Below are 23951 nucleotides of genomic sequence, written 5' to 3' on the forward strand. Positions count from 1 at the left end.
GCTAATTGCTAGGTTAATAAGAGGCGATCTGTCGCGAATTTGAGGAGATGGCGTCGTGTGCCAAGGCGGATTCCGCCCGCACTACCGTGCTGCAGTTCGGGCGAATAAATTTATGCCTGCGCGCCCAGCAGCAGGTAGATTCCGGCCACTACCATTGTGGTGATGCCGAGCCATATTGCCCCGGCAGCTTGCCAGCTGCGTGGAGCAATTTTGAGCTCCATGAAAAAAGCCATAATCAACGCGACTTTTGCCGCTGAGACGATCATCACTGCCAGGGTGGCGCTTGTCGGGTTTACGGTGGCCAGGGAAAAGCCCCAGGTGGAGGCAGCGGTGCCCACCATTAGAAGTGCCCAAACCGTGAGTGTGACAGATAGATTCTTATCCATGGGATTAGCGCACCAGGTACAGTAGTGGGAAGAGGCACACCCAGAGCAGATCCACCATGTGCCAATAAATTGCCCCGCTTTCATACATTGCTAAGGTGCCCGGGGAGGGGCTCCTGGACTTTCGCCACAGCGCGGCGAGTACAATACTACCTACCACGACATGCCCCAAGTGCATGCCGGTCATGATGAAGTAGTACATAAAGAAGTCATTGCTGAGCATGGATATGCCGGCTTGGAACTTCTCTTGATACTCGAAAATTTTACAGCCAATAAATGCCAGTCCGCAGGCAAACGCCAGGCCGAAAAGGCGAGCGGCGAGGTGCTGACGCTGGTGCTTGATGGCGTGGACGGCGGTCACGACCAGCATGGAGCTGGTGAGCAGAATCAGCGTGTTGATGCCCCCTAGATGAATATTGAGCAGCTGTCGCGATTGCTCAAACAGTGCCGCACTATGCTGCCGATCAAACATGAAGCTGCCAAACATCACCGCAAAAACAATCATATCTGCAAAGGCAAATACCCAAACACCCTCGACGCCGGGGAGTTTGCGTGCCTCGATATTCTTCATTTGCTTGGCTTGTGTGATGGCGTGCACCTGCAAGCGATGCCCTTCGGGTTTTGTCGAGTCTGAGTGCATTTCAGTTGACCAGCTACAATGCCGCTTCGCCGCCTTGCACCCGGCGATCCATATCTTTGAGTAAGTAATAGGTCGCCACAAACATCCAAATGAGCCACGCGGGGTAGGGCAGCCAAAAGCCGATCAAACCATCGTAGGCAAAGGGCCCGTCACGCAGAATTGCGGTGAGGCTGGCCGGGAAGAAGGTGGCACCGCAGAAAATGGTCAGATAATTGGCCCAGCCTGGCATGACGGGCACCCGGCTTTTCTTGTCGTGCAAAAAACACAGTGCCATAGCGAACATTTGCAACGTGGTGCACATGTAGAGGGTGTCGTTCATCAGCCAGCCTGCGTCAGTGAGCATCTGGGTGATTTCTGGTGAGCGCTCCGGCCGTTGTGCGGCCACAATCCAGCACCACATGCTGATGGATACCACCATTACGGTAAGGCAGCCGCCGAGCAGTTGAAGATAAGAGAGTACGGGATAGTTGCCGGTTTCTATCTGCTTCATTCTGGCAGTGACGTAACCTGTCCAGGGCAGATAGAAACAGATAGTGATTGCCGCGATCAAAAAGCCCACTCGGATGCCGGTGAGGTGTTCCACATAGCGATCGGTAAAGGCCTGGGCGGGATCATTGGGGTGTGGCGGTGGCAGATTGTCTCCCATCCAGGCCCAGAAAATAACGAAAGTGATGACAAAGAAGGGGCCGCTGTAGAGGGATAGTTTTTGATAAAGCAGTTTAGCGCTGTCGTCCATAATTGTACCTTGTTCGTATGGTTATCATTGTTTCGGTAAGGCCCTTTTGTCGGGCGGTTCCCTTGGTCAGGTTTTCAGTAGGTTTTAGCCCTATCGAATGAAACGATGGTCTTGCGAAGCAAATCGCTTAGCTGTTTTTGTTCAGCTTTGCTAAGGCCGTTGAATGCATTGGTAATGGGGTTCGAAACCTTCGGTGTAATCTCATTCATCAGCGCCTTGCCCTTCTCGGTGATAGTGACCACACTGCGTCGGGCATCCCCTGTATCCGTTTCCCTGTGCACGAGCTGCAGCTTTTCTAGGTTGCCGATGACTTTGGTCATATTCGCGCGACCTGTGCCAATCAGTTCACTCAATTGTGTCGGTGAGTTTCGACCACCTTCGCTGGCATAAAGCACCGCCAGTAAGTGGTACATGGTTTCGCTTATGCCCATGCCTCTGAACACGTCAGAGAAGTAATCGCTTAGCCCGAACCCAGCCACGCGCAGGAGCCGGACCAAAATCGTGGCGTCCTTGGAAAGCTCGGGAAGTGCGTTGGCCAGTGGCTCGGTACTCCGTTCAATTGAGCGGAGCCGTTCGATACCTCTCATCGTTAAAATTTCTCCGTTTTCGTTTCGCTGGGATATGTTTTGTTGTTGCGATGAAAAATAATAACCTAGTGTTTCACCAGTGAATTAAATTAGCGGCAAGACCGATACCTTGTCAATGTCAAAGGCGGTATTCTGGCGGAGGATTTTTGCTAGGCAGCTATTAAATAGGTGGCTATTGAATAGTTAGCTAAGCATATGTTAGCCTTCCACTATGAAGCAAGCCAAACATTCTGAAAACGCTACCCGTCTTATTGCCGAAGTTGCCCGTCTAATACGGGAGGATTTTCGTCGCCGGGCACAGCATCTCTCTCTGACTCAGCCTCAGTCGCGGTTGTTATTAATTATTTCCCGGGAGCCCGGCATCAATCAGGCCAGCCTTGCCGGGCTGTTGGAAGTTCATCCGGTGACCGTGACCCAGAGCGTTGACCGCCTGGAAAAGGCGGGCTGGTTACGCCGGGAGCGACAGGAAACTGACCGGCGGTCGGTCAGTTTGTTTGTCACCGACCAGGCCAAGCCCATTCTTGCCGAGCTTGACGGGATCGCCGACCAGACCCGAGCCGCCACCATGGCGGGCCTGAGTGTTGATGAGCAGGCCGCACTGGAAGCCATGCTTTTGCGAATCAAGGCGAATTTTTGTGGCACTGACGCGGAGGGGCTGCAAGATGACTGAGACCGATAACACCGCTGACAAGAAGCGTTTGCGGCGCCGCTTATTTGCGGTGGTTCCGGTGGTGGCGATTGCCATCGGGCTTTATGTCTTTGTGGTGGGCGGGCGCTTTGTGTCCACTGAAAACGCTTACGTTAAAGCTAATGTGGTGAACGTTAGTGCAGAGCTCAGTGGCAACATCGTTGCGGTCGCGGTCACCGAGAATGAGGCGGTAACGCGCGGACAGGTATTGCTGCGCCTGGATAATGCGGCATACCTCGCTCGTTTGCATGATGCCCAGGCCGAGCTGAGCCAGGCGCTGATCTTGATTGAGTCGCTGCAGGCCGCCTATGTACAGAAGCAATCCGCGCTGGCATCGGCACGCGATGATTTGACCTTTGCCCGCAAACAACGCAACCGCATTGACGATTTGCACCGGCGGGGTGTGGTTTCCACCCAGCAGCTGGATCAGGTGCAGCGAGATCTCGATGTGGCGAGGAATACGGTCAGCCGCCTGGAAAGCGAACAGGCCGAGGTCCTCGCCAAATTGGGCGGTCGCGCGGCTGGCGATCCCCAGCGGCATCCAGAGGTTTTGGCGGCCCGGGCCAGTCTGGAGACGGCGGAGCTGGAATTGGCGCGCACGGTAATTCGCGCCCCTGTTGATGGTGTTGCGGCCAAGGTGGCCCACGTGGGGCAGTATGCCATGCCGGGTTTGGCGATGGTCAGTGTGGTGGCTAGCGATCATTTATGGATTGAGGCCAATCTGAAGGAAAACCAGCTGGCGCGGATTCAGCCTGGCGCCAAGGTGACGGTGGCGGTAGACGCCTATCCCGGTGAGGAGTGGACGGCGGTGGTCGAAAGCCTTGCCCAGGCAACGGGTGCGGAGTTTGCTTTACTGCCGCCCCAAAATGCCACTGGTAATTGGGTGAAGGTGGTTCAGAGATTGCCGGTGCGTTTGCGCATTGATCACCATGAAGGTGAGTCGCCTCTCCGCGCAGGGCTCAGTGCGGAAATCACGGTGGATACCGGCTTGCCTGATCGTGTGCAGCGCTTGGGGAATATGTTCGGTATAACCGTGGGCGGCAATCTTCCAGGTAGGCCTGGGGAGATGATCGCAGGCCACCCATGAGCGCTCCGGCAAAGGGCGCCGGGGTTGGCGGCCTGGTGATTTTTGGTACTCTCAGTGCCACCTTGATGCAAACCCTCGACACCACCATTGCCAACGTGGCGCTGCCCCATATGCAGGGCAGCCTTTCTGCCTCCCAAGAACAGGTCGCCTGGGTCCTGACTTCCTATATTGTGGCCTCGGCGATTGCCACTACCCCTACCGGGTATTTGGCCAACCGTTTTGGCGTGCGCCAGGTTTTTCTGTGGGCGGTAGCTGGTTTTACGGTGGCGTCGATGTTGTGCGGCTTGGCGACGGACCTCACCCAGATTGTTGTGTTTCGGATTCTGCAGGGTATCTTTGGCGCGGCTTTGGTGCCTCTCTCCCAGACCACGCTGCTCGACCACAGCCCTCCGGGGCAGTATGGGCGGGCGATGGCGGCCTGGGGTGTCGGTGTCATGATCGGGCCGATTCTGGGGCCAGCCCTGGGCGGCTGGCTAACAGAGAACTACAGCTGGCGCTGGGTGTTTTTTATCAATCTGCCTGTTGGGGTGGTGACCTACTTTGCGTTGAGCGCCGCGCTGCCAAAAGCGGCTCCTAAAAAAATGGCGCCCATGGATTTTACCGGATTCGCCTTTTTATCTCTGGCGATTGCCGCCATGCAGTTAATGCTCGACAGAGGTCAGACGCTGGACTGGTTTAGCTCGCCGGAGATCATGCTTGAGTGCGCGATAGCGGTCGCCGCATTTTATCTGTTTGTCAGCCACAGCTTGACCACGCCGTCGCCGTTTATCTCGCCAGCCTTGTTTCGGGACCGCAACATGCTCGGTGGGTTGGTGTTGATTACCGTGATGGGGGTGGTGCTGTTTTCGACTTTTGCATTGTTGCCGCCCTTTCTGCAAAACCTGCAGGGCTACCCGGTGGTAACTGCGGGGCTGGTGTTGGCCCCTCGGGGCATAGGCACCATGCTGGCCATGCAAATTTCCGGGCGATTGCTGGAGCGGTGTGATGGTCGCCTGATCATTGGTGCGGGCCTGTTGCTACTGGCCTTGTCGCTTCACCAGATGTCCCGGTTCAGTATTGACGTGCCAGCGTCCGCGATTATTTCGTCAGGATTTATTCAGGGTTTGGGCTTGGGTTGCATCTTTGTACCACTGTCAGCCATTGCCTTTTCGACGTTGCGGCCCGAACTGCGGGGAGAGGGCACGGCGCTGTACAGCCTGTTGCGCAATGTGGGTAGTAGCGTGGGTATTGCGCTGGCATTTGCCTATCAGGACTACGGGACCAAGATGGCCCATTCAGTGCTGGTGGAAAATATTAATCCATTCAATCCAGCCCTGCTGGGTGTGGTTAATAGCCATGTCGGTGTGCTTGGCGCGGCCTCGGTATTTAACCTGGAAGTGGAAATTCAACGGCAATCAGCGGTGATCGGTATGTTAGGTGTGTTTCATTACATGACCTACGGCGTGTTGCTGGCGCTGCCGTTTTTGCTGCTGTTCAAGCGCGCTGAGAAGTCGCGTCTTGCCGGGCCCCTTGGGGCCGCGGAGTAACACGTGAGCGAGGCCGTGGTGTGGACCTCGCTCCTGAGCATGATGTTAGCGCCCGGGGAGGGTGATATTGAGCTCCAGCACTGAGCAGTTGCCGTTGTTATCAAGGGCAACTTCGACCTGGTCCTGTTCGACCTCCACATACTTGCGAATCACCTCGAGCAGCTCCTGCTGCAGGCGCGGCAGATAGTCGGGTTGATTGCGCTGCGAACGCTCGTGGGCCACGATAATCTGCAGGCGCTCTTTGGCAATCGCGGCGCTGTCGGGTTTTTTGCTTTTGAAAAAATCCAGAATACTCATGCGTTGGCGCTCCTCCCGAACAGGCGCTGAAACACCCCTTTTTGCTCGACGGTTAAAAAGCGCAGTGGGCGGTCCTCTCCCAACAGGCGGGCAACCGCGTCGGCGTAGGCTTTACCGGCATTGCTCTCGGTGTCGTGGATCACCGGCACCCCCTGGTTGGAGGATTTCAGTACGGATTCCGATTCGGGGATCACACCCAGCAGCTCGGTGGCGAGGATGTCCTGCACGTCGCTGACCGACAGCATTTCGCCCTTCTCTACCCGGCCGGGGTTGTAGCGGGTTAGCAGCAGGCGCTCTTCAACCCGCTCGCCGTTCTCGGCCTTCTTGGATTTGCTTTGCAATATGCCGAGAATGCGGTCGGAGTCTCGCACCGAAGACACTTCCGGGTTGGCCACCACAATGGCCAGGTCGGCAAAGTACATGGCCATAAAGGCGCCGTGCTCAATGCCCGCGGGGGAGTCGCAAATAATGTATTCAAAACCCTCGGCGGCCAGTTCATTGAGAATGCGCTCGACGCCGTCAACGGTGAGGGCGTCTTTATCCCGGGTCTGGGAGGCGGGCAAAATGAACAGGTCCGGTACCCGCTTGTCTTTGATCAGCGCCTGGCGCAGGTTGGCTTCGCCATTGATCACATTGACAAAGTCGTACACCACCCGGCGCTCGCAGTTCATCACAATGTCGAGATTGCGCAGGCCAATATCAAAGTCGATGACCACGGTTTTGTGTCCGGCCAGGGCCAGGCCGCTACTAATGGCAGCGCTGGTAGTGGTTTTGCCCACGCCGCCTTTTCCTGAAGTGACTACGATGATTTTTGCCAAGGTGTTCATCCTTTTTGGTATAGGTTGAAAGAGGTGTGGCCGAGCCCGTGAGCGCGGAAATCAGGCTTACAGCTCGCTGATCTCCAGGGTCTGGTCACTCAAGCAAATTTGTACCGATTTTTTCCACAGTGCGCCGCGCAGGTCTTCATCCAACTTAAAATCGCCAGCAATGGATACCAGCTCGGCTTCCAGGCTGTGGCAGAAGATTCTCGCCTCGCGATTGCCTTTGACGCCGGCCAGTGCCCGGCCGCGCAGTGGGCCGTAGACATGAATATTGCCGTCGGCCAGGATTTCGGCGCCGGCCGATACCGGCGCTACCACGATCAAATCCCCGCCGGCGGCATAGACCTGCTGGCCGGAGCGAATCGGAGAGGTCACTAGGCGGTTTTGGGCGCTGGGTTCGTGCTGGGGCTGGGCAACGTCGTCGGCTGTCTGTGTTTGCGCGGCGGGCTCGTCAGTGGCGCTGTCGTCTGGTGTCGATTTTTTGCGGCTGCTGGTGAGCATGGGCATGCCGGCCACCAGCGCGCGGGCGGCGAGGTCTGCGCCGCTGCCGCGAATGGCAATGGGCAGCAGGCCATAATCCATGCAGGTCTGGCGAATTTCCTTCAGCGGCAGCATGGTGGGGTCGCCGTCAAAAACATCAAAACTCAATACCACCGGTGTTTGCCGAAAAAACGCCGGCGCTTCGGCCACCTTGTTGGCCAGGTCTTGCTGAAATTGATCTGCCTGGTAGTGGTTGATATCGAGTTGGGTCAGGGGGTAGAGGCCGCCCTTCAGGCGGAAGCTGGCGGGTGCAGCGATGTCGATGGTTTGACTAGAGGTCATGAGCCTTTCACAGTTGCGGGGCGGTTTTACAGCGCGTCGTTATAGCCCTTTGGCGCGGTGCTGGCAAGGGCAACTTATAGTCTGGGCCCTTTGACTTGTGAATGCACCCTGGGTTCGGCAATTCCCGTGATTTTAAGACACTTTTTTTACGCTTTTTGCGGCAGTTCCTGTTTCATCCCTGCGGTAAGCGCAGGCGACGCTGAACCCGAGCAAAGCGGATGCTGCCGATCCCGGCGGTGGTAAAACCGATAATTACCAGGGCAATGGCACTGGCCACCAAAGCGGGGTGGTCGAGGTAGAAATGAAGAATGGCGGCCCCGGCAGCGACGAAGGCCAGGGCGGTGCGCAGGTAGGCCAGCAATGTGCGCTCGTTGGCCAGGGCGGTTCGCTCGACCGCCAATTGATCTCGCAGCTGGGTGTCATCCATGTGCTGATCCTCACAGGCTATTGATATTGTCCAGGCACCACTGCCCGCGAGCGAGGATGGCCTGCTGTTTGTCCTCGGCCATTTTATCCCAACTGCGGTAAATCATCCCCAAACGGGGATTGCGATTGAAAGTCTGCCGATGGCGGTCCATGAAATGCCAGTAGAGGCTGTTGAGAGGGCAGCTGTTTTCGCCGGTTTTGGCACTGACCTTATACTGGCACTGACCACAGTAATTGCTCATCTTCTGCATGTAATTGCCGCCGGCAGCATAGGCCTTGGTGCCCACCAGGCCGCCGTCGGCGTATTGGCTCATACCGCGGGTATTGGGCATCTCCACCCACTCCAGGGCGTCCACATAAATGCCCAGATACCATTGGTCTACTTCATCGGGGTCGACGCCAGCGAGCAGGCAGAAGTTGCCGGTTACCATCAACCGTTGAATGTGGTGGGCGTAGGCGTAGTTGAGAGATTGCCCGATCGCCTGGCGAAGGCATTGCATCCCGGTTTCGCCTGTCCAGAAATACGCTGGCAGTGCGCGCTCAGCAGACAGCGCATTGCGCTGGGCGTAGTCGGGCATATTGGCCCAATACACCCCGCGAACAAACTCCCGCCAGCCGAGGATTTGACGGACAAAGCCTTCAATTTGGGCCAGGTCGATCTGGCCCTCGCTGCGCTCAAAGGCGGCCAGGGCAGCGTCAATGACTTGCATGGGGTGCAGCATTTTCACATTGATGGCGAAGGAGAGGCGGGAGTGGTAAAGGCTCCAGCTGGTGTCGTCGCCAGTTGTCGCGCCGATCATGGCATCCTGATAACGGCCGAAATTTGGCAGTAAATGCGTACAAAAGAACTCGAGCAAGGATTGCGCTTGTTTGCGCGTGACCGGCCATAACAGGCTTTTGGTGGCGCGACCAAAGTGATCGACACCGTGCCGCTGCAGGCGCTCGATAATGGCACCGACCGGGTTGGCAAAGGTGAGCGGTGCGGGGACATCTGCTAACTGGGCGCCGCTCAGCTTGTTGCGATTGTCCTGATCGAAATTCCAGCGCCCCCCGCGGGGCTGGTCACCGTCCATTAAAATCAGAAAGCGTTTGCGCATGCGACGGTAGAAGTGCTCCATCATGCGCAATTTGCCGGGGGTAAATTCCTGGTCGATGTCCTCGAAGGGCAGCAAGAAATGCTCGGTGTCGTATTCCAGGCGCCGACAGCCCTTGGGTAGCCGAAATTCCCTTAGCTGCTGCAGCAGGCGATATTCGTCAGGGCGCTGGTATTCAAATTGCTGGCAACCATGCTGTTTGCATAAAGCATTAATCAGCGCCGGCAAGTCTGCAAAGTCGGCGGTGTCGTCCAAGGTCAGATGGTGCACCCGATGCCCGGCCTTATCGAGGGCAGTCGCAAACGCTTCCATGCTAGCGAAAAAGGCGCAGATTTTTTGCACGTGATGGTGGGTGTAGTCGGTTTCCTGACGCAGCTCGGCGATCAGGTAAATCACGCTGTCATCGGTTTGGCGGAACCAGCTGTGCCGGGCATTGAGCTGATCGCCCAGGATCAGGCGAAGGGTGGTTGCCACTGTTGTCAGCCCCCTTCGCTCGGCCAGCCGACCATGTCCTGGCTGTCCATATGTGCTACTGATGCCTCACCCCGCCAACGACGAACAAAGTCACCATTGGGATCATACTGGCGGGCTTGCTTGTCGAGATCGAAGCGGCGGTGGCCGCGGGGGTCTGCTCCGACCCCAGCCAGGTACTGCCAGTTGCCCCAGTTGCTGGCCATGTCGTAGTCGATCAGGTGTTGCTCGAAATAGGCCGCGCCGTAGCGCCAGTCCAACTGCAATTCATGCACAAAACAACTGGCGACGAGTTGCCGCCCTCGGTTGCTCATAAAACCGGTTTCACGCAGCTGGTGCATGCAAGCGTTCACAATGGGCCAGGGAGTGGTGCCCTCGCACCAGGCGCGGAAGCGGTCGGGGTAGAAACTGGTCAGTGGGCGTTTGCCCCTGAGCCCTTGAAAGCGGAACAGCTTGGCGCCGTGCTGGTGGGCATGCCACTGGAAAAACTCGCGCCAGAGCAGCTCAAAGTAAATCCAGTAGCTGGAATCGCTGGCGCCTTCCCTGGATTCATATTCGCGCAGGCGCATCACAATTTGTCGTGGCGAGACGCAGCCCAGAGCCAGCCAGGGCGAAAACTTGGTTGAGTGATGCCACTGGTCCAGGTCATTGCGCAGGGCTTTGTACTTGCCCGGCCATGCACTGTGAAAATAGTGGTGCAGGTGTTGGAGGCCGGCCTGTTCGCCTCCAATAAAGCGTTCTGCCTCTGAATCGTCGGGCAGCGCAGGCGGGCTGGGCAGCGCGAGTTGCAGGGTGGATTTCAGGTTCGTCAGAGCCAGTGCTGACGGCAGGGGCGAGGGCGGCGGCGGTAAGGTCTGCGGTGCCGGCAGCGGTTGGGGGACCGTGAGATTCTCTACTGCCCGGCGGAACTGGCTGAATGTAGAGGGGAGCTCCTTCCAGGAAAACGGCAAGGTGTCGGTCGAGAACAGGGTGCGGCTGTCCGCTTCCTGGAAATGGCAGTGGGGGAATTGCTTTTGCAAGGCCTGCCATTGCGCTTGCTCGTACACCCCCGGGTGGCGGCTGCGAGCCACCTCGGACACCTCGAACTGTGAAATCAGCTGGCTTAATGCGGCGACCGGTTCACGTTGGCAGATCAACAGGTGTTGATCGAGCTCGGCGAGATTGCCATTGAGATCGCCCAGACTTTGCTGCAAAAAAGCCATGCGATGTGGCGAGGCCGGTGCGTGCCCCAGAATCTCTGGACGGCTTTGCAGCAGGGCAGGGTCGAGGCAGAAAACGCAGATCAGCTCATCCACGCGGCAAGCCAGTGCGCGCAGCGCGGTTTGGTCGTGTAGTCGTAGGTCGTTGCCGAACCAGAAAATTCCCCGGCGCATCGTGTGGTGGGCCCTCAATTAATCCATCCTGTAGTGAAATATAGGGTGACGGCGGGCGGATGGATTTTGCAAGGGCAACGGTTCGCGCAGATTTTGTGGGTTGGCCTGCTGCTGGGCTGGCTTTGTGTGGCTGGGTGTTGCTTCACCCATAGCATGGCCAAAAAATTCACCCATAAGCCGGCCAAATGAGCGGATTTCAGATTGCATTTCGGGCTATTTGTGGCGGCATTTGGCTCATAAGTTGGCCGCGTCACACCCATATAATGGCCGGAGAAGTCACAAAGCGGACATGATAAGTCTTCGCGAAGCTGGCATGGTTTCGTTAAAGCGGACACTTTTATACCCACCCAATACACCGACCAAGCATTTCCTTAGGGGGCGCAAGGTAAGTGCCTAAAACTACTGCAATGCATCCCATAACTATAGACTTACTGTCAAAGCCCTTTTGATTCCGACCAGTTTCGCAGGCTTTCCAGAATATCTAAGGCAGAACGACCGAAATCTGTGAGTTCATAAGTAACCGCAACGGGGCGATCATTGATTACTTTACGAAGAACCATGCCACGATCCTCTAATTCCTTTAAGCGCTGATCGATCATCTTCTTGCTAGCACCGCCGAGCATACGAGCCAAATCATTGAATCGGACGGGCTCATCCTTTAGGTGATAAATAATTGAGCCCGTCCATTTGCCGCCGATCAGTCGCATGCCGCGTTCAATGGAGCAGGGCTCGGTACAGGCATTAAACGTTTTTTTTCGCCCGGAACTGTCTGTTTCTACATAACTTTCCATGACATTTCCTTTGCTCTTAACCAGGTTACTAAAAGTATACTAATTGATACTAGTAACTTAGTGTAAATAATATATCTCAACTTTGCAGCCAGTGATATGGCACAACCTTGAGGAGTTGAGATGAGCAAGATCCTGATAATCAATGCACACCATCAATACCCATTCGCCGAGGGACGGCTGAATGGCACCCTGACCCGGCTCGCTGCAGAACAGTTGGCTGGACAGGGCCACGAAACCCGGGTAGTGACGGTTGATGAAGGTTGGGACGTTGAAGCCGAAATCGAGAATCATCAGTGGGCCGATACGATTCTTTTGCAAACACCCGTCAACTGGATGTGCGTACCCTGGACGTTCAAGAAGTATATGGACGAGGTTTACACCGCCGGCATGGACGGACGGTTGTGTGAGGGTGACGGCCGGCATAGCAATGCACCGAAGAAGAACTACGGTGCCGGCGGTACATTGAGCGGCAAGCAATACATGCTGTCTCTAACTTTCAACGCTCCGGAAGAAGCCTTTAACGATCCGCAGGAGTACCTGTTTCAGGGTAAGTCCGTAGATGACTTGTTCTTCCCCATGCACATGAACTTCCGTTTTTTCGGCATGGACGCCCTCCCCACCTTTGCCTGTTGTGACGTCATGAAGGCTGCGGATGCCGAGGGGGATTTCAAGCGCTTCGAGGCTCATCTGAAGGAGTATTTCTAATGAACGCAAAGTCTGTATTCACCTTACTGGGTGGTTTGACAATTTCATTGGCGGCTAGCGCAGAGGAGTATCCCTCTGCTCACGTGGCATCACCGGATCTTTATGAGATTCTCGAGGAAAACAACGAAGTACTGGTACAGAAGATGGTTCTCAAACCGGGAGAATCTGATGCCATGCATCGGCACCAGAACGAGACCGTCTACTTCCAGCAGGGCGGCAAGCTGACGATTCGCCTGCCGAATGGCGAGTCCATGGTCGCTGAAGTGCCGGATGGGCATGTGATGTGGCATGAAGCCTGGACTCACCAGGTGACCAATAGCGGCACTACGGATGTCATCGCCATCATTGTGGAAGACAAACCCTGATTGTTTTTTTGCGAAGTAACCGATTTTTAACCACCACGATATTGACCGGCAATTAATTAACAGGGAGGCTGTATGAACGTCTTTAAAATACAGGCAGGTGATTCCTTTCCTTCGATTGAAGTCCAGGATTCACAAGGCCAGATTCGAGACTTAAGCAAGCGAGAGAATAATTCTGATTGGTTGATGTTGGTTGTCTACCGAGGCCGACACTGCCCGATGTGCACGCGCTATTTGAACAATCTTGAAGGCTATGTAAATGAGCTTGCTGATATCGGGGTCAAGGTGGCTGCGGTATCAGGTGACTCTGCTGCGCAATTACAGGCGCATAAGGAGTCGTTGGACGTCTCATTTCCTCTCTATTACAGTTTGACGGTTGCTCAAATGCAGCAGCTTGGTCTTTACATTTCCAACCCACGCTCCGAGAAAGAAACAGACCACCCATTTGCAGAGCCGGGTTTGTTCGTAGTGAACGAAGAAGGGTTGATCCAAGTCGTTGATATATCAAATAACCCTTTCGTTAGGCCTGATCCCAAAGTGCTTACATCAGGATTAAAGTGGATTCGCGACCCCAGCAATAATTACCCGATTAGAGGTACTAGAGACTACGCATGAAGGCCGGTCTTTGAGGCAGGATGTTACGAGTCACCACAGATAGGAATCGAGCATGAATTCAAAACTGACGAAGGTCGCATATTTAAGTGGAGCAGCATATTTTGCGTGTATGGCTATGGCCCATTTTTTTGTAATAAAGGTGCCAGTGTTATTCGTGTACTACGACACCCCGTTTTACGCATATCAGGATAAGATCATCTCATTTGCTGTATGTGCATACGTTGCACTGTTTTATTCAGCATCCAAGCATCGTGATGTTGCGTTTACAGCGATAATTGTACTTGGGCTTACCGCATTAGGATTGAGTGCCGTTAATGTATCAGAAGCTTTGATTTCAGTTCTGGGCGCGGGCCAGTCGACATTACTTTACTGGTTGCAAACCGCTGCCATAGCTTTTTACCTGGCTGTGTTGGTTGTTTTGTACCTTAGGGACGGCAAAAACCCATCATAAGGGCAGGTTGCAGAATAGGAATGCCGTACCGAACCTGGCGGCGCTATGTGGGCAATTTTGGGAAACCAGCTCAATATCTTCAGTGACCGCTTTTGTCGCTGATGGAGCGCAGGTGACTGTCCGCTTTTGACCAACAGCGGGCTGTCCTTTTCCCACTCGGAAAGTGATTCACCCATTAGATGGCCAAAGTGGCCAGCTTATGGGTGAGTCGATATGGGGTAGGCTGCGGGAGCAATAACTCAATTGGTGAGAACAGGGCCCAGGGTGACAGGCAAACTGGCGAGCCAGCGATGGCCCGCCCGTAGACTCCACTGGGGGGGCTGTTTCGTCAGCTGAGCGGGACGGACGCTTGACACTAATGCGCCAAGTGCCTGATGCATCATCTCGTTGACCAGGTGCCGTCCCAGACAGGCGTGCTCTCCTCTGCCGAAGGTAAGTTGCTGGCGTCGTGGACGATTAATATTCAGCATGTCGCCATTCTCAAATACGGCCTCATCGCGATTTGCCGAGGCCAGCATCAGCAGTACACCGCTGTCTTTACGAATCGCTTGACCATTGATTTCCAGGTCTTCTGAGGCGCGTCTGGCGATGAACAGCGACGGGGTGCTGAGTCGGAGCAATTCTTCACTGGCTTGCGGAATTCGCTCGGGGTTGCTGCGTAGATCCTGCAGTGCTTCGGGGTGCTGCATTAGCATCAGCAGCGCATTGGCGATGCCGTGATCGGCATTGACGCCATCGGCCAGCAACAGCAGGGCATTGTCGCGCAGGGCATCGGCGCTGAGGGGCGCAAGACCCTTGGTCTCTGACATCAGGCAGTCAACAAGATGGCTCTTCCCGGGCTGGACAAATTCCGTGAGAAACTCCCGGGCTGCGTCGAGTTCGCAGTCCAGTTGGGCCCGGGTCTGCTCGTCGGGCAGAATGGAAAAGAGGTAGAAGAACCACTCTGCCCACCGCTTGAGTTGAGCGACCGCTTTAGGGTCGTGCCAGATATCCCTCAGACCGAGCAGGCGCCCCATCATCCCGCTGCACAAGGGAGTGGCGAAGTCGCTGAGCAGATCAACCTCGCCGGACAGATTGCGCCATAGCTTTGACGTTATTTTCTGGGCGTTGTTCTGTTCTTTGCGAAATGCCTCGTAAAAGTGACGCGCCAATGCTTGGCGAGGTTCGGTATGTTCGGGCGCATCCTGAAACGGCAGAATATTCTGGGCCACGTTGGCACAGGTGTAGCGCTGGGCGTTGCGGGGGTTGACCACAGCAAATCGGGAAGGGGAATTGACCAGCCTGGGGTCGGTGAGCGCTTGTGCAATATCCCGATAACGACTGAGCACCCAGCTTCCGTTGGCCAGGCGATGCACTGGGGCCGTTTGACGAAGTGCCGCCAGCATGGGGAATGGGTCGGCAATAAAATCGGGATCGAAGGGATCAAAGTCTCCGATATCCACCGCGGCAGCGGGTTTGCGACTGAATTTAGCCAGCAGGGATTTGATCGGTTTCACGCAGCACCTTGGCTATCTGCTCGTCATTCTGCTGTAAATGCAGGCGAATTTTGTCCCGCTCTTCCAATTCAAGTTTGAGGCCGCACGCCAATTTGGCAAGGATATTCACATCGTAGTAACGCAGCGCCGCAGACAGCATAAAGACTTCGTCTACCAGGTCAGCGGTGGTGCTGGGTGAGCAGATATCGGCGATATTGTCTGAGGCCAAGCGCACATGGACGCCTGCCGCCAACCACTCCAATACCCGGGGAATGCTGTTATAGGTCGGTGTTTTGAGCGGGCGCAGCTGGCGCATGCCGATGGCTGCCGAGGGGCAGCAGACAATACCGATGTTGTTTTCTACCAATCCCCGGGTAAGCGCTTCAAAGCGGGTGTCGTCATAAGTGGACGGGGAAATGGCATGAACGGCCCACACGCTGGGCTCATCGGCATTCACCTGAGGGGCGCCATGACGGGCAATGGTCTCTACCAGTCGCTCGGTGCCGTCTTCAGTGGGCTCGTTGCGCTGATCGGTATGAACGTGGAGCATGCAGCCCTTGGCTTTGGCCAGATCGAGGGTGCGGCGTAAGTGTTCGTCAAAACCGATATGGTCAGGGTATTCCCGGGTGTCGTCGGCTTCTGGCAAGGCAGCGATAAAATCACTTGCGACCGAACCTTCAGCAAAGATTTCCCAGTGCTGGGGCTCATCGTCGCGGAAACCAAAGGGTGAATAGGCGGCGATACGCAGTGTGATTTCGTCGGCGCGATCCCGCTGAATTTCCTGCATCATCTCCAGCGCACGCAGACCAATGCCGTCGGCCGTAACGTCCACCAGCGTATCTGCCACCTTGGTGTTGGCGGCGACCATTACGTCGAGGAAGTGATTGACCCGGCCCGTCAGGTCGTCGCGCTGATAGGCACGGCTGTTGTGAAGGTTGTGGATCAAATGGTGTTTCTCGTGCAACGAGATATGGGAGGTTTCCAGAATACTTTTCTCGGCGACCCGCATGTAGTCCTCGTCGAGGGTGCCGGCCCGATCCAGGTGGAGGTGAGCGTTGTGCATGCCGCCCAGCGCGGCAATGGCCTCGCTGAGCTTCTGGTAAAAGGGGGAGCTGTTATGAAGCCGCATGATTTGTCCTGCCGAAAATCTGATGAAGCCGTCGCAAAGGCTCAGCAAGCGCATTGAGCACGGCGGCGGCGGGTGAGAGGAAAATGTTGTGTTGTCCGGGTTGGCTGCCTTGATCACCGAACCAGCAGATGCCCTCATCGACCAGGTCGACCTCTAATTGCCAGGGGCCAAACCGGGCGGGGGGCTCTGCCAGATACTGAAGAGAAAGTTGCTCTCCTGGCGCCATTGCTTGGGGAAGCGCCATCGGCTTGCCTCGCCAAACTCGAACCTTGCCACTGAACGGGCTGCGCCACCGGCAGTTCAGTACTGGGCCGCCGTCACCACTGGCCGGCCAGGTCTGCTGGCTGCTGTTTTTCAGGGTGACCGCTACCACGGTGGTGGAATTGGGCTGCGCAAAGGTGGCCACCCTCGTGGAGACAGTGGCCTGATAGCTGTCGCCCGGCAACGGTGTGGCAATGGGCATCTCCACTTGCCCCGATGGTTCGCTTCCCCGGGCGGCACGCGACAGCTCGTTGGCGATGGTGGCTGCAATGACCTCGACATGGGCCTCGTTAAACATTTCCAGGTGTCCTGCCTCTAACACCTGGGTAGAGAGCGTGCCGCTGTAGAACTTTCGCCAGCCTTGTTCAGGGTGCGTAAAATAGCGGTAGGGTGAGTGCTTGCTGTCGCGACTGAACGCCAGTGCGATACGCTTTTGGTAAGGCGCTGGAGTCCAGTGATTGACCATGATCAGGCTGAGGGGCGATATGCCATCCTGGCTTAATTGGCTCGCCACCTTGAACGCGATGCGACCGCCCTCGCAAAAGCCTCCCAGAAAGTAATCCTGATTGTCGGCGAGGCGGCGGATCTCTTCAGTGTAATGGCGGGCGAGCGCCTCGGAGTTCGTCGGTGACTTGCTCTTGAGCTTGTGCAGCGTCCGAAAGCCAAATACCGGCTGCTCTGGTCCAAGGGCATTTGCCAGATTCGCCAGGCTCTCCATATTCTGGCAGCCCCAAAACAAAGGCGTATTTTGGCCGAGACTGTTGAATGCGACGAGGAGCGACGCCGGGTTTGGTCTGCTACCTGGCCAGGTATCGGTCGTGCGGCGCACCTCTTGATAAACATCGGGCAGGATATGGGCGGATTGGTACTGCTCTGGGGCGAGCCCGGTGAGTACCTTGCGACTGACCCAGGATTCCAGCGCGGCGATGGTCGGCTCGTCGAACAGCAGGCCTGCATCCAGGCGAATGTTCAGCGCTTCTTCGAGTTGCTCCACGAAAGTGGTGGCTTTTAACGAGTCACCGCCAAGGTCAAAAAAATCGTCCTCAAGGCCAATGTCTTCGACACCGAGCAAGGCCTGCCACTGCTGGGCAATCAGTTTTGCCAGCGCGGTTTCCGGGTACCGCTTTTGCTGCTCGGTCGGGCCGTCCCCGGTACTGAATTGCTGGGAGAGGAGGTGGCGCTGAAGTTTGCCTGAAGGCGTTCTCGGCAGATGGCTCACCACAAATAGTTTGCGAGGGACTTTGTAACTACTGAGTTGGGCTTTCAGATAAGCCTGAAGGTCTTGCAGGTTCAACGACGGGGATTGGCAGACGATGGAGGCGGCGGGTTCTTCCCCCAGGCTGGGGTGCGGCAGGGCAAAGCTGGCGGCGTCGCTAACACCCGGGTAGGCCAGCAACGCCTGGTCGATCTCTAGGGGCGCAATTTTTTCCCCTCCCCGATTGATCAGTTCTTTGATTCGTCCTGTCAGGAACAGATAGCCCTGCTCGTCGAGATAGCCCTGATCGCCGGTACGAAACCAGTCGCCAATAAAATGCGGCTGCTTGGTCTGGCCCAGGTAGCCCCCGAAGACACTTTGCCCTTTGACCAGCACTTCGCCGCGCAGGCCCGCTCTGGCCGGGTTGCCGGCATCGTCAGCGATGATGACCTCACCGGCGATGCAGGGGCCCACCGAGCCGGCCTTACGTTCGGCGGGGGGCAGCGGGCTGCTGCAGATAACCCCGCAGGTTTCGGTCATGCCGTAAATTTCGATAACCGGACAGTTGAACAGCGTCTCGAATTGCTGACGGGTGTGGTCGGGCAGGGTGGCGGACACTGATCGACAAAAGCGCAGCCGGGGCAGTGCCGACATATCCCGGCTTTTGGCCTGATCGATCAGGTCGGCGAGCATGGTTGGCACACCTTGGTACCAGGTGGGTGCGTAGGCTGTCAGGCATTCAAAGAACACGGCCGCGTTGTTGTCTCTGCAGACCACAACGCGCCCGCCCGCCAGCAGCGGGGCAATAAAGAGATCCAACAATGCGCCGATATGAAACTGGGGCAGCATGTTCAGGCAGATGTCGTCCTCGCCCAGGGCCAGGGAGTCGGCGAGATTGGCTGCAGAATTGAGCAGCATGTCACGGGTGATGGGCACTGCTTTCGGCCGTGCGGTCGAACCCGAGGTATGCAGCACCAGCGCCACCTCTGTGGGAATACCGGTCTCTTGTGGCGGGATCGGCCGCGGCGGCAGGCTGAGAGCAAATTGTCCGGCGGGATGATGGGCTTGGTGATCTAGTGTCGCGCAGGGAATCTTCGCCGCCGAGGCCTGCTGTTGCAGGTGAGTCGCGTGAGGGGCGCAGACCAACAGGGCCGGATTGAGTGCTTGCAGCAGTTCGGCAATTTCCCGCGACGTACTGTTGGGGTTGATGGGAACGGCGCAGGCAACGGTCATCACCGACAGGCACAAGGTCAGGTTTTCCGGCCCTTGGGGTAGCGCCACGACGACGCAATCACTGGACGATAGTCCCAGGTGGCGCAGGCACTCGCCAGTGGCCTCCACCAGCTCGCCCAGCTCGGCAAAGTGCAGGTCTGGTTGCGCCGGACTCTGCAAAGCGGGCTGGTTTCCACGCTCTCGACACACGCGCCGAATAACACCTTCCAGGGTGTTGGCGGTCATGATGGCTTCCCTTGATCTATGGCAATGTTCGCACCGTGGTCCCTCTGACGGGGACGCTACCGTGCCGAATCAGTCAAGTATATCAAACACAGTTGATATGTCTTGTGACGATCAATTGCTCAGAAAAATCACCGTCGAGGCAGGTTGAGCAGGGTCAGGCAATGGCGGGGGCGCGGGAAATAGTGCACGGTGAGGATCGAACTGCCCAGGGCAGCCGGTTGCAGCGCGGGATCGAAGGCAAATTGCAGGGTCTGCCCGGATTCGTCGATGGCCTGAAGTGTTGCGGCGGCATACCCGAAGTGATGGCCGATATAGGGGTAGAGCGCCTTGAAAATGCTTTCCTTGGCCGAGAAGCACAGGCTGACACTCTGGGCTAAAGGCAGCGCGCACTCGGCAATAACGGTTTGCTCTTGCGGGTCCAGAATGCGCGGCATCAATTTGTGGGCGGGTGCCTCTGCCATCCAGTCCTGAATATCGATGCCGAGGGCGTCGATGTCACTGCAGTCCGCCACCACGCAGGCCGCGTAGGTATCGGTGTGACTGATGCTGCCGCGTAGTCCGGGCGGCCACAGTGGGCAGCGGTTGTCGTCGGCAGGTACATGGAAGGTGGTGGCGCCCCGGGCTAGCAATGCCAGCTTGGCGAGGTAGCGGCCAACAAAAAATTCACAGCGGCGTTTGGCAACGGCGCCTTGGCGGGCCTCTGGCAGGACGATGCGATGATCGTCAAAAAAGCGGTCCCGGTAGTGGTCGAGGTGAAAGCGGGCTGCCATTGCCGTGATGGGCCAGTCCGGTAGTGTCAGGCTGTTATCCGGCTGCAAAAATTTGGCAAAGCCTGCCGGCTCGGACACTACAGCCAACCCTTGGTTTTGAAGTAAAGGTAGGGAGCAATGCCCGCCATAATCATCAAACCAATGGCCCAGGGGTAACCGAGCATCCATTCCAGCTCAGGCATGTGGGTAAAGTTCATGCCGTAAATGCTGGCCACCAGGGTGGGCGGCAGAAACACCACTGCCGCGATGGAGAAAATCTTGATGATCTGGTTTTGCTCGATGTTGATAAAGCCCTGGGTGGAGTCCATCAGGAAGTTGATTTTGTCGAACAAGAAGGCGGTGTGGGACATCAGGGTTTCCATGTCTCGGGCCACTTCCCGCAGGGTTTCCAATTGTTCAGGCTGATCGCGCAGATGGCGAACCAGAAAGGAGATGTTGCGCTGGGTATCCATCAGGCACAGACGAATTTTGCCATTGCTGTCTTCGAGCTTTGCCAGCCGGCTGATGGCATCTTCCAGTTCTGACTCTTCATCCTCCAGCACCATGTGGCTGACATCTTCGAGCTGGCGGTGGATGTCCTCGATGCTGTCGGCGTGGTTTTCCACTTTCTGTTCCAGCAGGGTGACCAGCAATTCGGAGGCGCTGTGGCTCTCCACTTGCCCGGCGCGGGCGCGCATGCGCAGCAGGCGGAAGTCGGCGGTATCTTCGTCGCGGATGGTGATCAATCGCCGCTTGGGCTGCAGAATACAGGCTACCGTCACGGTGGTGTGGCGGCCTTCTGAGGGGGCCAGAAAGAGGGCGTGGACGTGAATCCCCGCCTGGTCCACAAAGCAGCGGGCCGAGGCTTCGATTTCTTCAACTTCGCTGGATTCGGGTAGATCGGTACGCAATAGCGACTGGAGCAAAGCGCGCTCGTCGTCGTCGGGCTCGTGGGCGTCAATCCAGTCGGCCTGGCGCAGGGCCTGGCGCAAATCCAGGTCATCGCTGTCCACTTCTTTGATCAGGCCGTTCTCTATTTGGAAAAGTCTGAGCATCGCTCCCTCGTGTCCGCCGGTTTCGTCAATCACCCTGTCGGGTGAGCTGCGCGCTGGCTGGTATTCTCTCCGCAGAGCGATGATGGGGCAAGGCGAATGTCGCGAGTCAGTGGCGGCGGGAACCAGTTGACGCCCTGTTCGGGCTCTGAAAGGATTGCGGCAATCATTCACGCTGGTAAAGCGGTCACAGTCATGATTCTGCTGCTCACCTATGTTGCCCTGGCCCTCGGGGTATCTTTTATCTGTTCGGTTCTTGAGGCGGTGCTGCTCAGTGTCACGCCGTCCTATGTCGCCTCTGAAAGCGAGAAAGGACATCGTGGCGGGCGTCTTTGGGGCCAGTTCAAAACCGATATCGATCGCCCGTTGGCGGCGATTCTCAGCCTGAATACCATCGCCCATACCGTTGGCGCGGCCGGGGCCGGTGCCCAGGCCGCGGTGGTGTTTGGCGAAGCCTATTTTGCACTGATTTCAGCGGTGCTGACCCTGCTGATTCTGGTGGTATCGGAGATCGTCCCCAAAACCCTGGGTGCCTTGTACTGGCGCCAGCTTGCGCCGCTGTGTGCGCAGGTCTTGCTGGGTGTGATCTGGGTGATGTACCCGCTGGTGGTATTTGCCCAGGGCTTGACCAAGTTATTGTCCCGGGGGGCGCCGCAACACTCCATTAGCCGGGAGGAGTTTACCGCCCTGGCAGAGCTAGGGGTGAGAGAAGGGGTTTTCAGCGCGGAGGAGGCTTCACAGGTGGCCAGCCTGATGCGCTTTCGGGCGCTGACCGCTGAGGATGTAATGACCCCCCGGCTGGTGATTTTTTCGCTGGATGATGAACTCAGTGTGGCCGCGGCGCTGCGTGAGCACGGCCAGTTTCCCTTTAGCCGGATCCCGCTGTTCAGCGGCAGCAAAGACAATATTCACGGCTTTATTCGCAAAGATGATCTGTTGATGGCCGCGGTCACCCAACCCGATACGCCCTTGGCAGACTTGCGCCGAAATCTGTTGGCGGTGCCAGAAAATCAGCCGTTGGCAGTGTTATTGCGCAAGATGGTAGATAGCCGGGATCAGATCGCGCTGGTGGTGAACGAGTACGGCGGTGTGCTGGGGCTGGTGACAGTGGAGGACCTGATCGAAACCTTGCTGGGCCTGGAGATCGTCGACGAAACAGATAAAACCATCGATATGCAGGCCCTTGCCCGGGAGCTTTGGGTAAAGCGGGCAAGTCGCTTGGGGTTGGTGCCGGAGGAAATCATTGATCGCGCCAATCAGGCTGTGATTGGGTCGGGCGGGTCGTCGGGCTCCGCGCCAAAGGCCGGGGCTGGCACCCAGCGTGCTGCCGCGCCCTCGGACGAAAGCGGGCAATGATCCGCCGGCCGCTTACCCGGCCATGTCGATCACAAAGCGGTATTTCACATCGCCACTCACTACACGATCAAAGGCCTCGTTGATCTGGTCGGGGCGGATCAGCTCGATGTCGGCGACAATGCCCTTTTCCGCGCAGAAATTGAGCATTTCTCGGGTTTCCGCAATGCTGCCAATAATTGATCCCGACACTGCCTTGTTGCTCAGCACTGAGCGGGACATCAGATTGAGGGGCTGATCTGGAAGGCCGACCAGGCACAGGGTTCCGGCCCGGCGCAGGGTGCCCAGTAGGGCGTCAATATCGTGCTTGGCTGACACCGTATCCAGAATGAAATCCAGGCCGCGGGTGCTGCGCATGGCCGCTTTATCGGTGGACAGCACCACCTTGTTGGCGCCGAGGCGGAGGGCATCGTCCGCCTTGGCCGTGGAGGTGGTAAACAGTGTCACCTCGGCGCCGAAGGCGCGGGCAAACTTGATCGCCATGTGTCCCAACCCGCCCAGACCGACAACACCCACGCGCATGCCGGGCCCGACCTGCCAGCGCCGCAGTGGCGAGTAGGTGGTGATTCCTGCACAGAGCAGCGGGGCAACGCCTTTCGGGTCGAGGTTGTCTGGCACTTGCAGGGCGTAGCGGGCGTCCACGACGTAATTATTGGAGAACCCACCCTGGCTGAGGATGTTGGGGGCTTTGCGCTCCGGGCTGCCATAGGTGAGGGTAATGCCACCCTTGCAGTAATGATCTTCACCCTCCTGGCAGGGCTGGCATTGCCCGCAGGCATCGACAAAACAACCCACCGCAGCAAGATCCCCCACCTTGAAATGACGGACCTTGGCACCCACACTGCGTACCCGTCCGACTATTTCATGGCCCGGCACCAGCGGAAAATGGGTGTTTCCCCATTCGTTGCGGCAGGAGTGGATGTCGGAGTGGCACACGCCGCAGTAGAGAATGTCGAGCAGCAGATCATGGTCGTCCATGTCCCGGCGCTGAAAGGTCATTTCAGCTAGCGGCAGGTCGGCGGTCTGGGCACCAAAGCCCGTTGCGTTGATCATCGTGTTTATCCTCTGTGGTCGGCGGGTTTTGCTGCCGGGAACGTGACGCGGCGGCAGCAGTCACAATGTGGGTGATCAGAATCGGGACTAGTAACGTACCGTCTCGTTTACCGTTGAACAACAGGTCAACGGAATCTCTCAGGCAACGCAATGCGATTGTCTGACTATCGTCCGGGGCAACTGGCCCGGGTCAAATTGCGGAACTTACCGGTACTAAGGGCTGGGTTTCGCGTCAGGGCAGCTTGCCCGAGTACGGATAATCTTGGTTGGCGCAATCGCTTGCGGCGTCGCCAGGGTGCTGAATACGGGTGCCGACAGGCACCGCACATCAAGTTGATAAGGAGGGACCGC

At 57.0% G+C, this 23951-nt stretch carries 25 protein-coding genes; 8 read left to right on the forward strand and 17 right to left on the reverse strand.

Translation table 11 applies throughout. The annotated features are described in order from the left end of the window. Nucleotides 1-110: 110 nt before the first annotated feature. From NCG89_RS11885 to NCG89_RS11900, 4 genes are all read right to left on the reverse strand, one after another. The gene (locus tag NCG89_RS11885; protein ID WP_251086757.1) at nucleotides 111-386 is read right to left on the reverse strand and encodes a cytochrome C oxidase subunit IV family protein; all 276 of its coding nucleotides are present in this window, start codon (nucleotides 384-386) and stop codon (nucleotides 111-113) included. Nucleotides 387-390: 4 nt separating this feature from the next. Next, entirely contained in the window at nucleotides 391-1023 is a 633-nt protein-coding gene (locus NCG89_RS11890; RefSeq protein ID WP_251086758.1) for a cytochrome c oxidase subunit 3 family protein, read from the reverse strand. A gap of 13 nt (nucleotides 1024-1036) precedes the next feature. Further along, nucleotides 1037-1759 carry a hypothetical protein gene (locus NCG89_RS11895; protein ID WP_251086759.1) on the reverse strand — a complete coding sequence of 241 codons (723 nt, stop codon included), beginning with the start codon at nucleotides 1757-1759 and terminating at the stop codon, nucleotides 1037-1039. A 74-nt stretch (nucleotides 1760-1833) separates the two neighbouring features. Beyond that, the gene (locus NCG89_RS11900; RefSeq protein ID WP_251086760.1) at nucleotides 1834-2346 is read right to left on the reverse strand and encodes a MarR family winged helix-turn-helix transcriptional regulator; all 513 of its coding nucleotides are present in this window, start codon (nucleotides 2344-2346) and stop codon (nucleotides 1834-1836) included. A 211-nt stretch (nucleotides 2347-2557) separates the two neighbouring features. Between NCG89_RS11900 and NCG89_RS11905 the strand changes: the two genes are divergently transcribed. The 3 genes from NCG89_RS11905 to NCG89_RS11915 are packed head-to-tail and all read left to right on the forward strand — an operon-like array spanning nucleotide 2558 to nucleotide 5647. Continuing rightward, entirely contained in the window at nucleotides 2558-3016 is a 459-nt protein-coding gene (locus tag NCG89_RS11905) for a MarR family winged helix-turn-helix transcriptional regulator (RefSeq protein ID WP_251086761.1), read from the forward strand. After that, entirely contained in the window at nucleotides 3009-4121 is a 1113-nt protein-coding gene (locus NCG89_RS11910) for an HlyD family secretion protein (protein ID WP_251086762.1), read from the forward strand. Before NCG89_RS11905 ends, NCG89_RS11910 begins: the two co-directional genes overlap by 8 nt. Continuing rightward, on the forward strand, nucleotides 4118-5647 hold the full coding sequence (locus NCG89_RS11915) for a DHA2 family efflux MFS transporter permease subunit (protein WP_251086763.1): 1530 nt from the start codon (nucleotides 4118-4120) through the stop codon (nucleotides 5645-5647). The genes NCG89_RS11910 and NCG89_RS11915 overlap by 4 nt, the downstream gene beginning before the upstream one ends. A gap of 45 nt (nucleotides 5648-5692) precedes the next feature. On the opposite strand, the gene minE is transcribed toward NCG89_RS11915, so the two are convergent. From minE to NCG89_RS11950, 7 genes are all read right to left on the reverse strand, one after another. Beyond that, nucleotides 5693-5944 (reverse strand): cell division topological specificity factor MinE, encoded by a 252-nt coding sequence (gene minE, locus NCG89_RS11920; protein WP_251086764.1) that lies wholly within the window; start codon nucleotides 5942-5944, stop codon nucleotides 5693-5695. Beyond that, on the reverse strand, nucleotides 5941-6762 hold the full coding sequence (gene minD, locus NCG89_RS11925) for a septum site-determining protein MinD (protein ID WP_251086765.1): 822 nt from the start codon (nucleotides 6760-6762) through the stop codon (nucleotides 5941-5943). The genes minE and minD overlap by 4 nt, the downstream gene beginning before the upstream one ends. A 66-nt stretch (nucleotides 6763-6828) precedes the next feature. Next, nucleotides 6829-7587, reverse strand: a complete 759-nt coding sequence (gene minC, locus NCG89_RS11930) for a septum site-determining protein MinC (protein ID WP_251086766.1) — start codon at nucleotides 7585-7587, stop codon at nucleotides 6829-6831. Nucleotides 7588-7759: 172 nt separating this feature from the next. Further along, complete coding sequence (locus tag NCG89_RS11935; RefSeq protein ID WP_251086767.1) at nucleotides 7760-8014, reverse strand: DUF202 domain-containing protein; 255 nt, start codon at nucleotides 8012-8014, stop codon at nucleotides 7760-7762. Nucleotides 8015-8024: 10 nt separating this feature from the next. Further along, nucleotides 8025-9581, reverse strand: coding sequence for a cryptochrome/photolyase family protein (locus NCG89_RS11940; protein WP_251086768.1), 1557 nt, complete (start codon nucleotides 9579-9581; stop codon nucleotides 8025-8027). A gap of 5 nt (nucleotides 9582-9586) precedes the next feature. Next, a complete protein-coding gene (locus NCG89_RS11945) occupies nucleotides 9587-10969 on the reverse strand; it encodes a DASH family cryptochrome (protein ID WP_251086769.1) in 1383 nt (460 codons plus the stop codon). A gap of 416 nt (nucleotides 10970-11385) precedes the next feature. Then, on the reverse strand, nucleotides 11386-11742 hold the full coding sequence (locus NCG89_RS11950) for a winged helix-turn-helix transcriptional regulator (protein ID WP_251086770.1): 357 nt from the start codon (nucleotides 11740-11742) through the stop codon (nucleotides 11386-11388). Nucleotides 11743-11862: 120 nt separating this feature from the next. On the opposite strand from NCG89_RS11950, the gene NCG89_RS11955 reads away from it, so the two are divergent. From NCG89_RS11955 to NCG89_RS11970, 4 genes are all read left to right on the forward strand, one after another. Beyond that, nucleotides 11863-12447: an NAD(P)H-dependent oxidoreductase gene (locus NCG89_RS11955; protein ID WP_251086771.1), complete on the forward strand. Its 585-nt coding sequence runs from the start codon at nucleotides 11863-11865 to the stop codon at nucleotides 12445-12447. Continuing rightward, nucleotides 12447-12812 carry a cupin domain-containing protein gene (locus NCG89_RS11960; protein WP_251086772.1) on the forward strand — a complete coding sequence of 122 codons (366 nt, stop codon included), beginning with the start codon at nucleotides 12447-12449 and terminating at the stop codon, nucleotides 12810-12812. Before NCG89_RS11955 ends, NCG89_RS11960 begins: the two co-directional genes overlap by 1 nt. Before the next feature lie 72 nt (nucleotides 12813-12884). Beyond that, on the forward strand, nucleotides 12885-13424 hold the full coding sequence (locus tag NCG89_RS11965) for a redoxin domain-containing protein (RefSeq protein ID WP_251086773.1): 540 nt from the start codon (nucleotides 12885-12887) through the stop codon (nucleotides 13422-13424). A 52-nt stretch (nucleotides 13425-13476) separates the two neighbouring features. Further along, entirely contained in the window at nucleotides 13477-13875 is a 399-nt protein-coding gene (locus NCG89_RS11970; protein ID WP_251086774.1) for a hypothetical protein, read from the forward strand. A gap of 239 nt (nucleotides 13876-14114) precedes the next feature. Here the strand turns inward: NCG89_RS11970 and NCG89_RS11975 are convergent, their stop codons facing one another. The 5 genes from NCG89_RS11975 to corA form a co-directional block, all read right to left on the reverse strand. Continuing rightward, nucleotides 14115-15371 carry a cytochrome P450 gene (locus NCG89_RS11975; protein WP_251086775.1) on the reverse strand — a complete coding sequence of 419 codons (1257 nt, stop codon included), beginning with the start codon at nucleotides 15369-15371 and terminating at the stop codon, nucleotides 14115-14117. Further along, the gene (locus NCG89_RS11980; protein ID WP_251086776.1) at nucleotides 15343-16479 is read right to left on the reverse strand and encodes an amidohydrolase family protein; all 1137 of its coding nucleotides are present in this window, start codon (nucleotides 16477-16479) and stop codon (nucleotides 15343-15345) included. The genes NCG89_RS11975 and NCG89_RS11980 overlap by 29 nt, the downstream gene beginning before the upstream one ends. Beyond that, complete coding sequence (locus NCG89_RS11985; RefSeq protein ID WP_251086777.1) at nucleotides 16466-19393, reverse strand: AMP-binding protein; 2928 nt, start codon at nucleotides 19391-19393, stop codon at nucleotides 16466-16468. The genes NCG89_RS11980 and NCG89_RS11985 overlap by 14 nt, the downstream gene beginning before the upstream one ends. A gap of 128 nt (nucleotides 19394-19521) precedes the next feature. Next, nucleotides 19522-20241, reverse strand: a complete 720-nt coding sequence (locus NCG89_RS11990) for a 4'-phosphopantetheinyl transferase family protein (protein ID WP_251086778.1) — start codon at nucleotides 20239-20241, stop codon at nucleotides 19522-19524. Beyond that, the gene (corA, locus tag NCG89_RS11995; protein ID WP_251086779.1) at nucleotides 20241-21197 is read right to left on the reverse strand and encodes a magnesium/cobalt transporter CorA; all 957 of its coding nucleotides are present in this window, start codon (nucleotides 21195-21197) and stop codon (nucleotides 20241-20243) included. The genes NCG89_RS11990 and corA overlap by 1 nt, the downstream gene beginning before the upstream one ends. 192 nt (nucleotides 21198-21389) lie before the next feature. Between corA and NCG89_RS12000 the strand changes: the two genes are divergently transcribed. Continuing rightward, nucleotides 21390-22550 carry a CNNM domain-containing protein gene (locus NCG89_RS12000; protein WP_251086780.1) on the forward strand — a complete coding sequence of 387 codons (1161 nt, stop codon included), beginning with the start codon at nucleotides 21390-21392 and terminating at the stop codon, nucleotides 22548-22550. Nucleotides 22551-22562: 12 nt separating this feature from the next. On the opposite strand, the gene NCG89_RS12005 is transcribed toward NCG89_RS12000, so the two are convergent. Then, entirely contained in the window at nucleotides 22563-23600 is a 1038-nt protein-coding gene (locus NCG89_RS12005) for an NAD(P)-dependent alcohol dehydrogenase (RefSeq protein WP_251086781.1), read from the reverse strand. Nucleotides 23601-23951: the final 351 nt, after the last annotated feature.

The organism is Spongiibacter taiwanensis (assembly GCF_023702635.1).
Classification (GTDB): Bacteria; Pseudomonadota; Gammaproteobacteria; order Pseudomonadales; family Spongiibacteraceae; genus Spongiibacter; species Spongiibacter taiwanensis.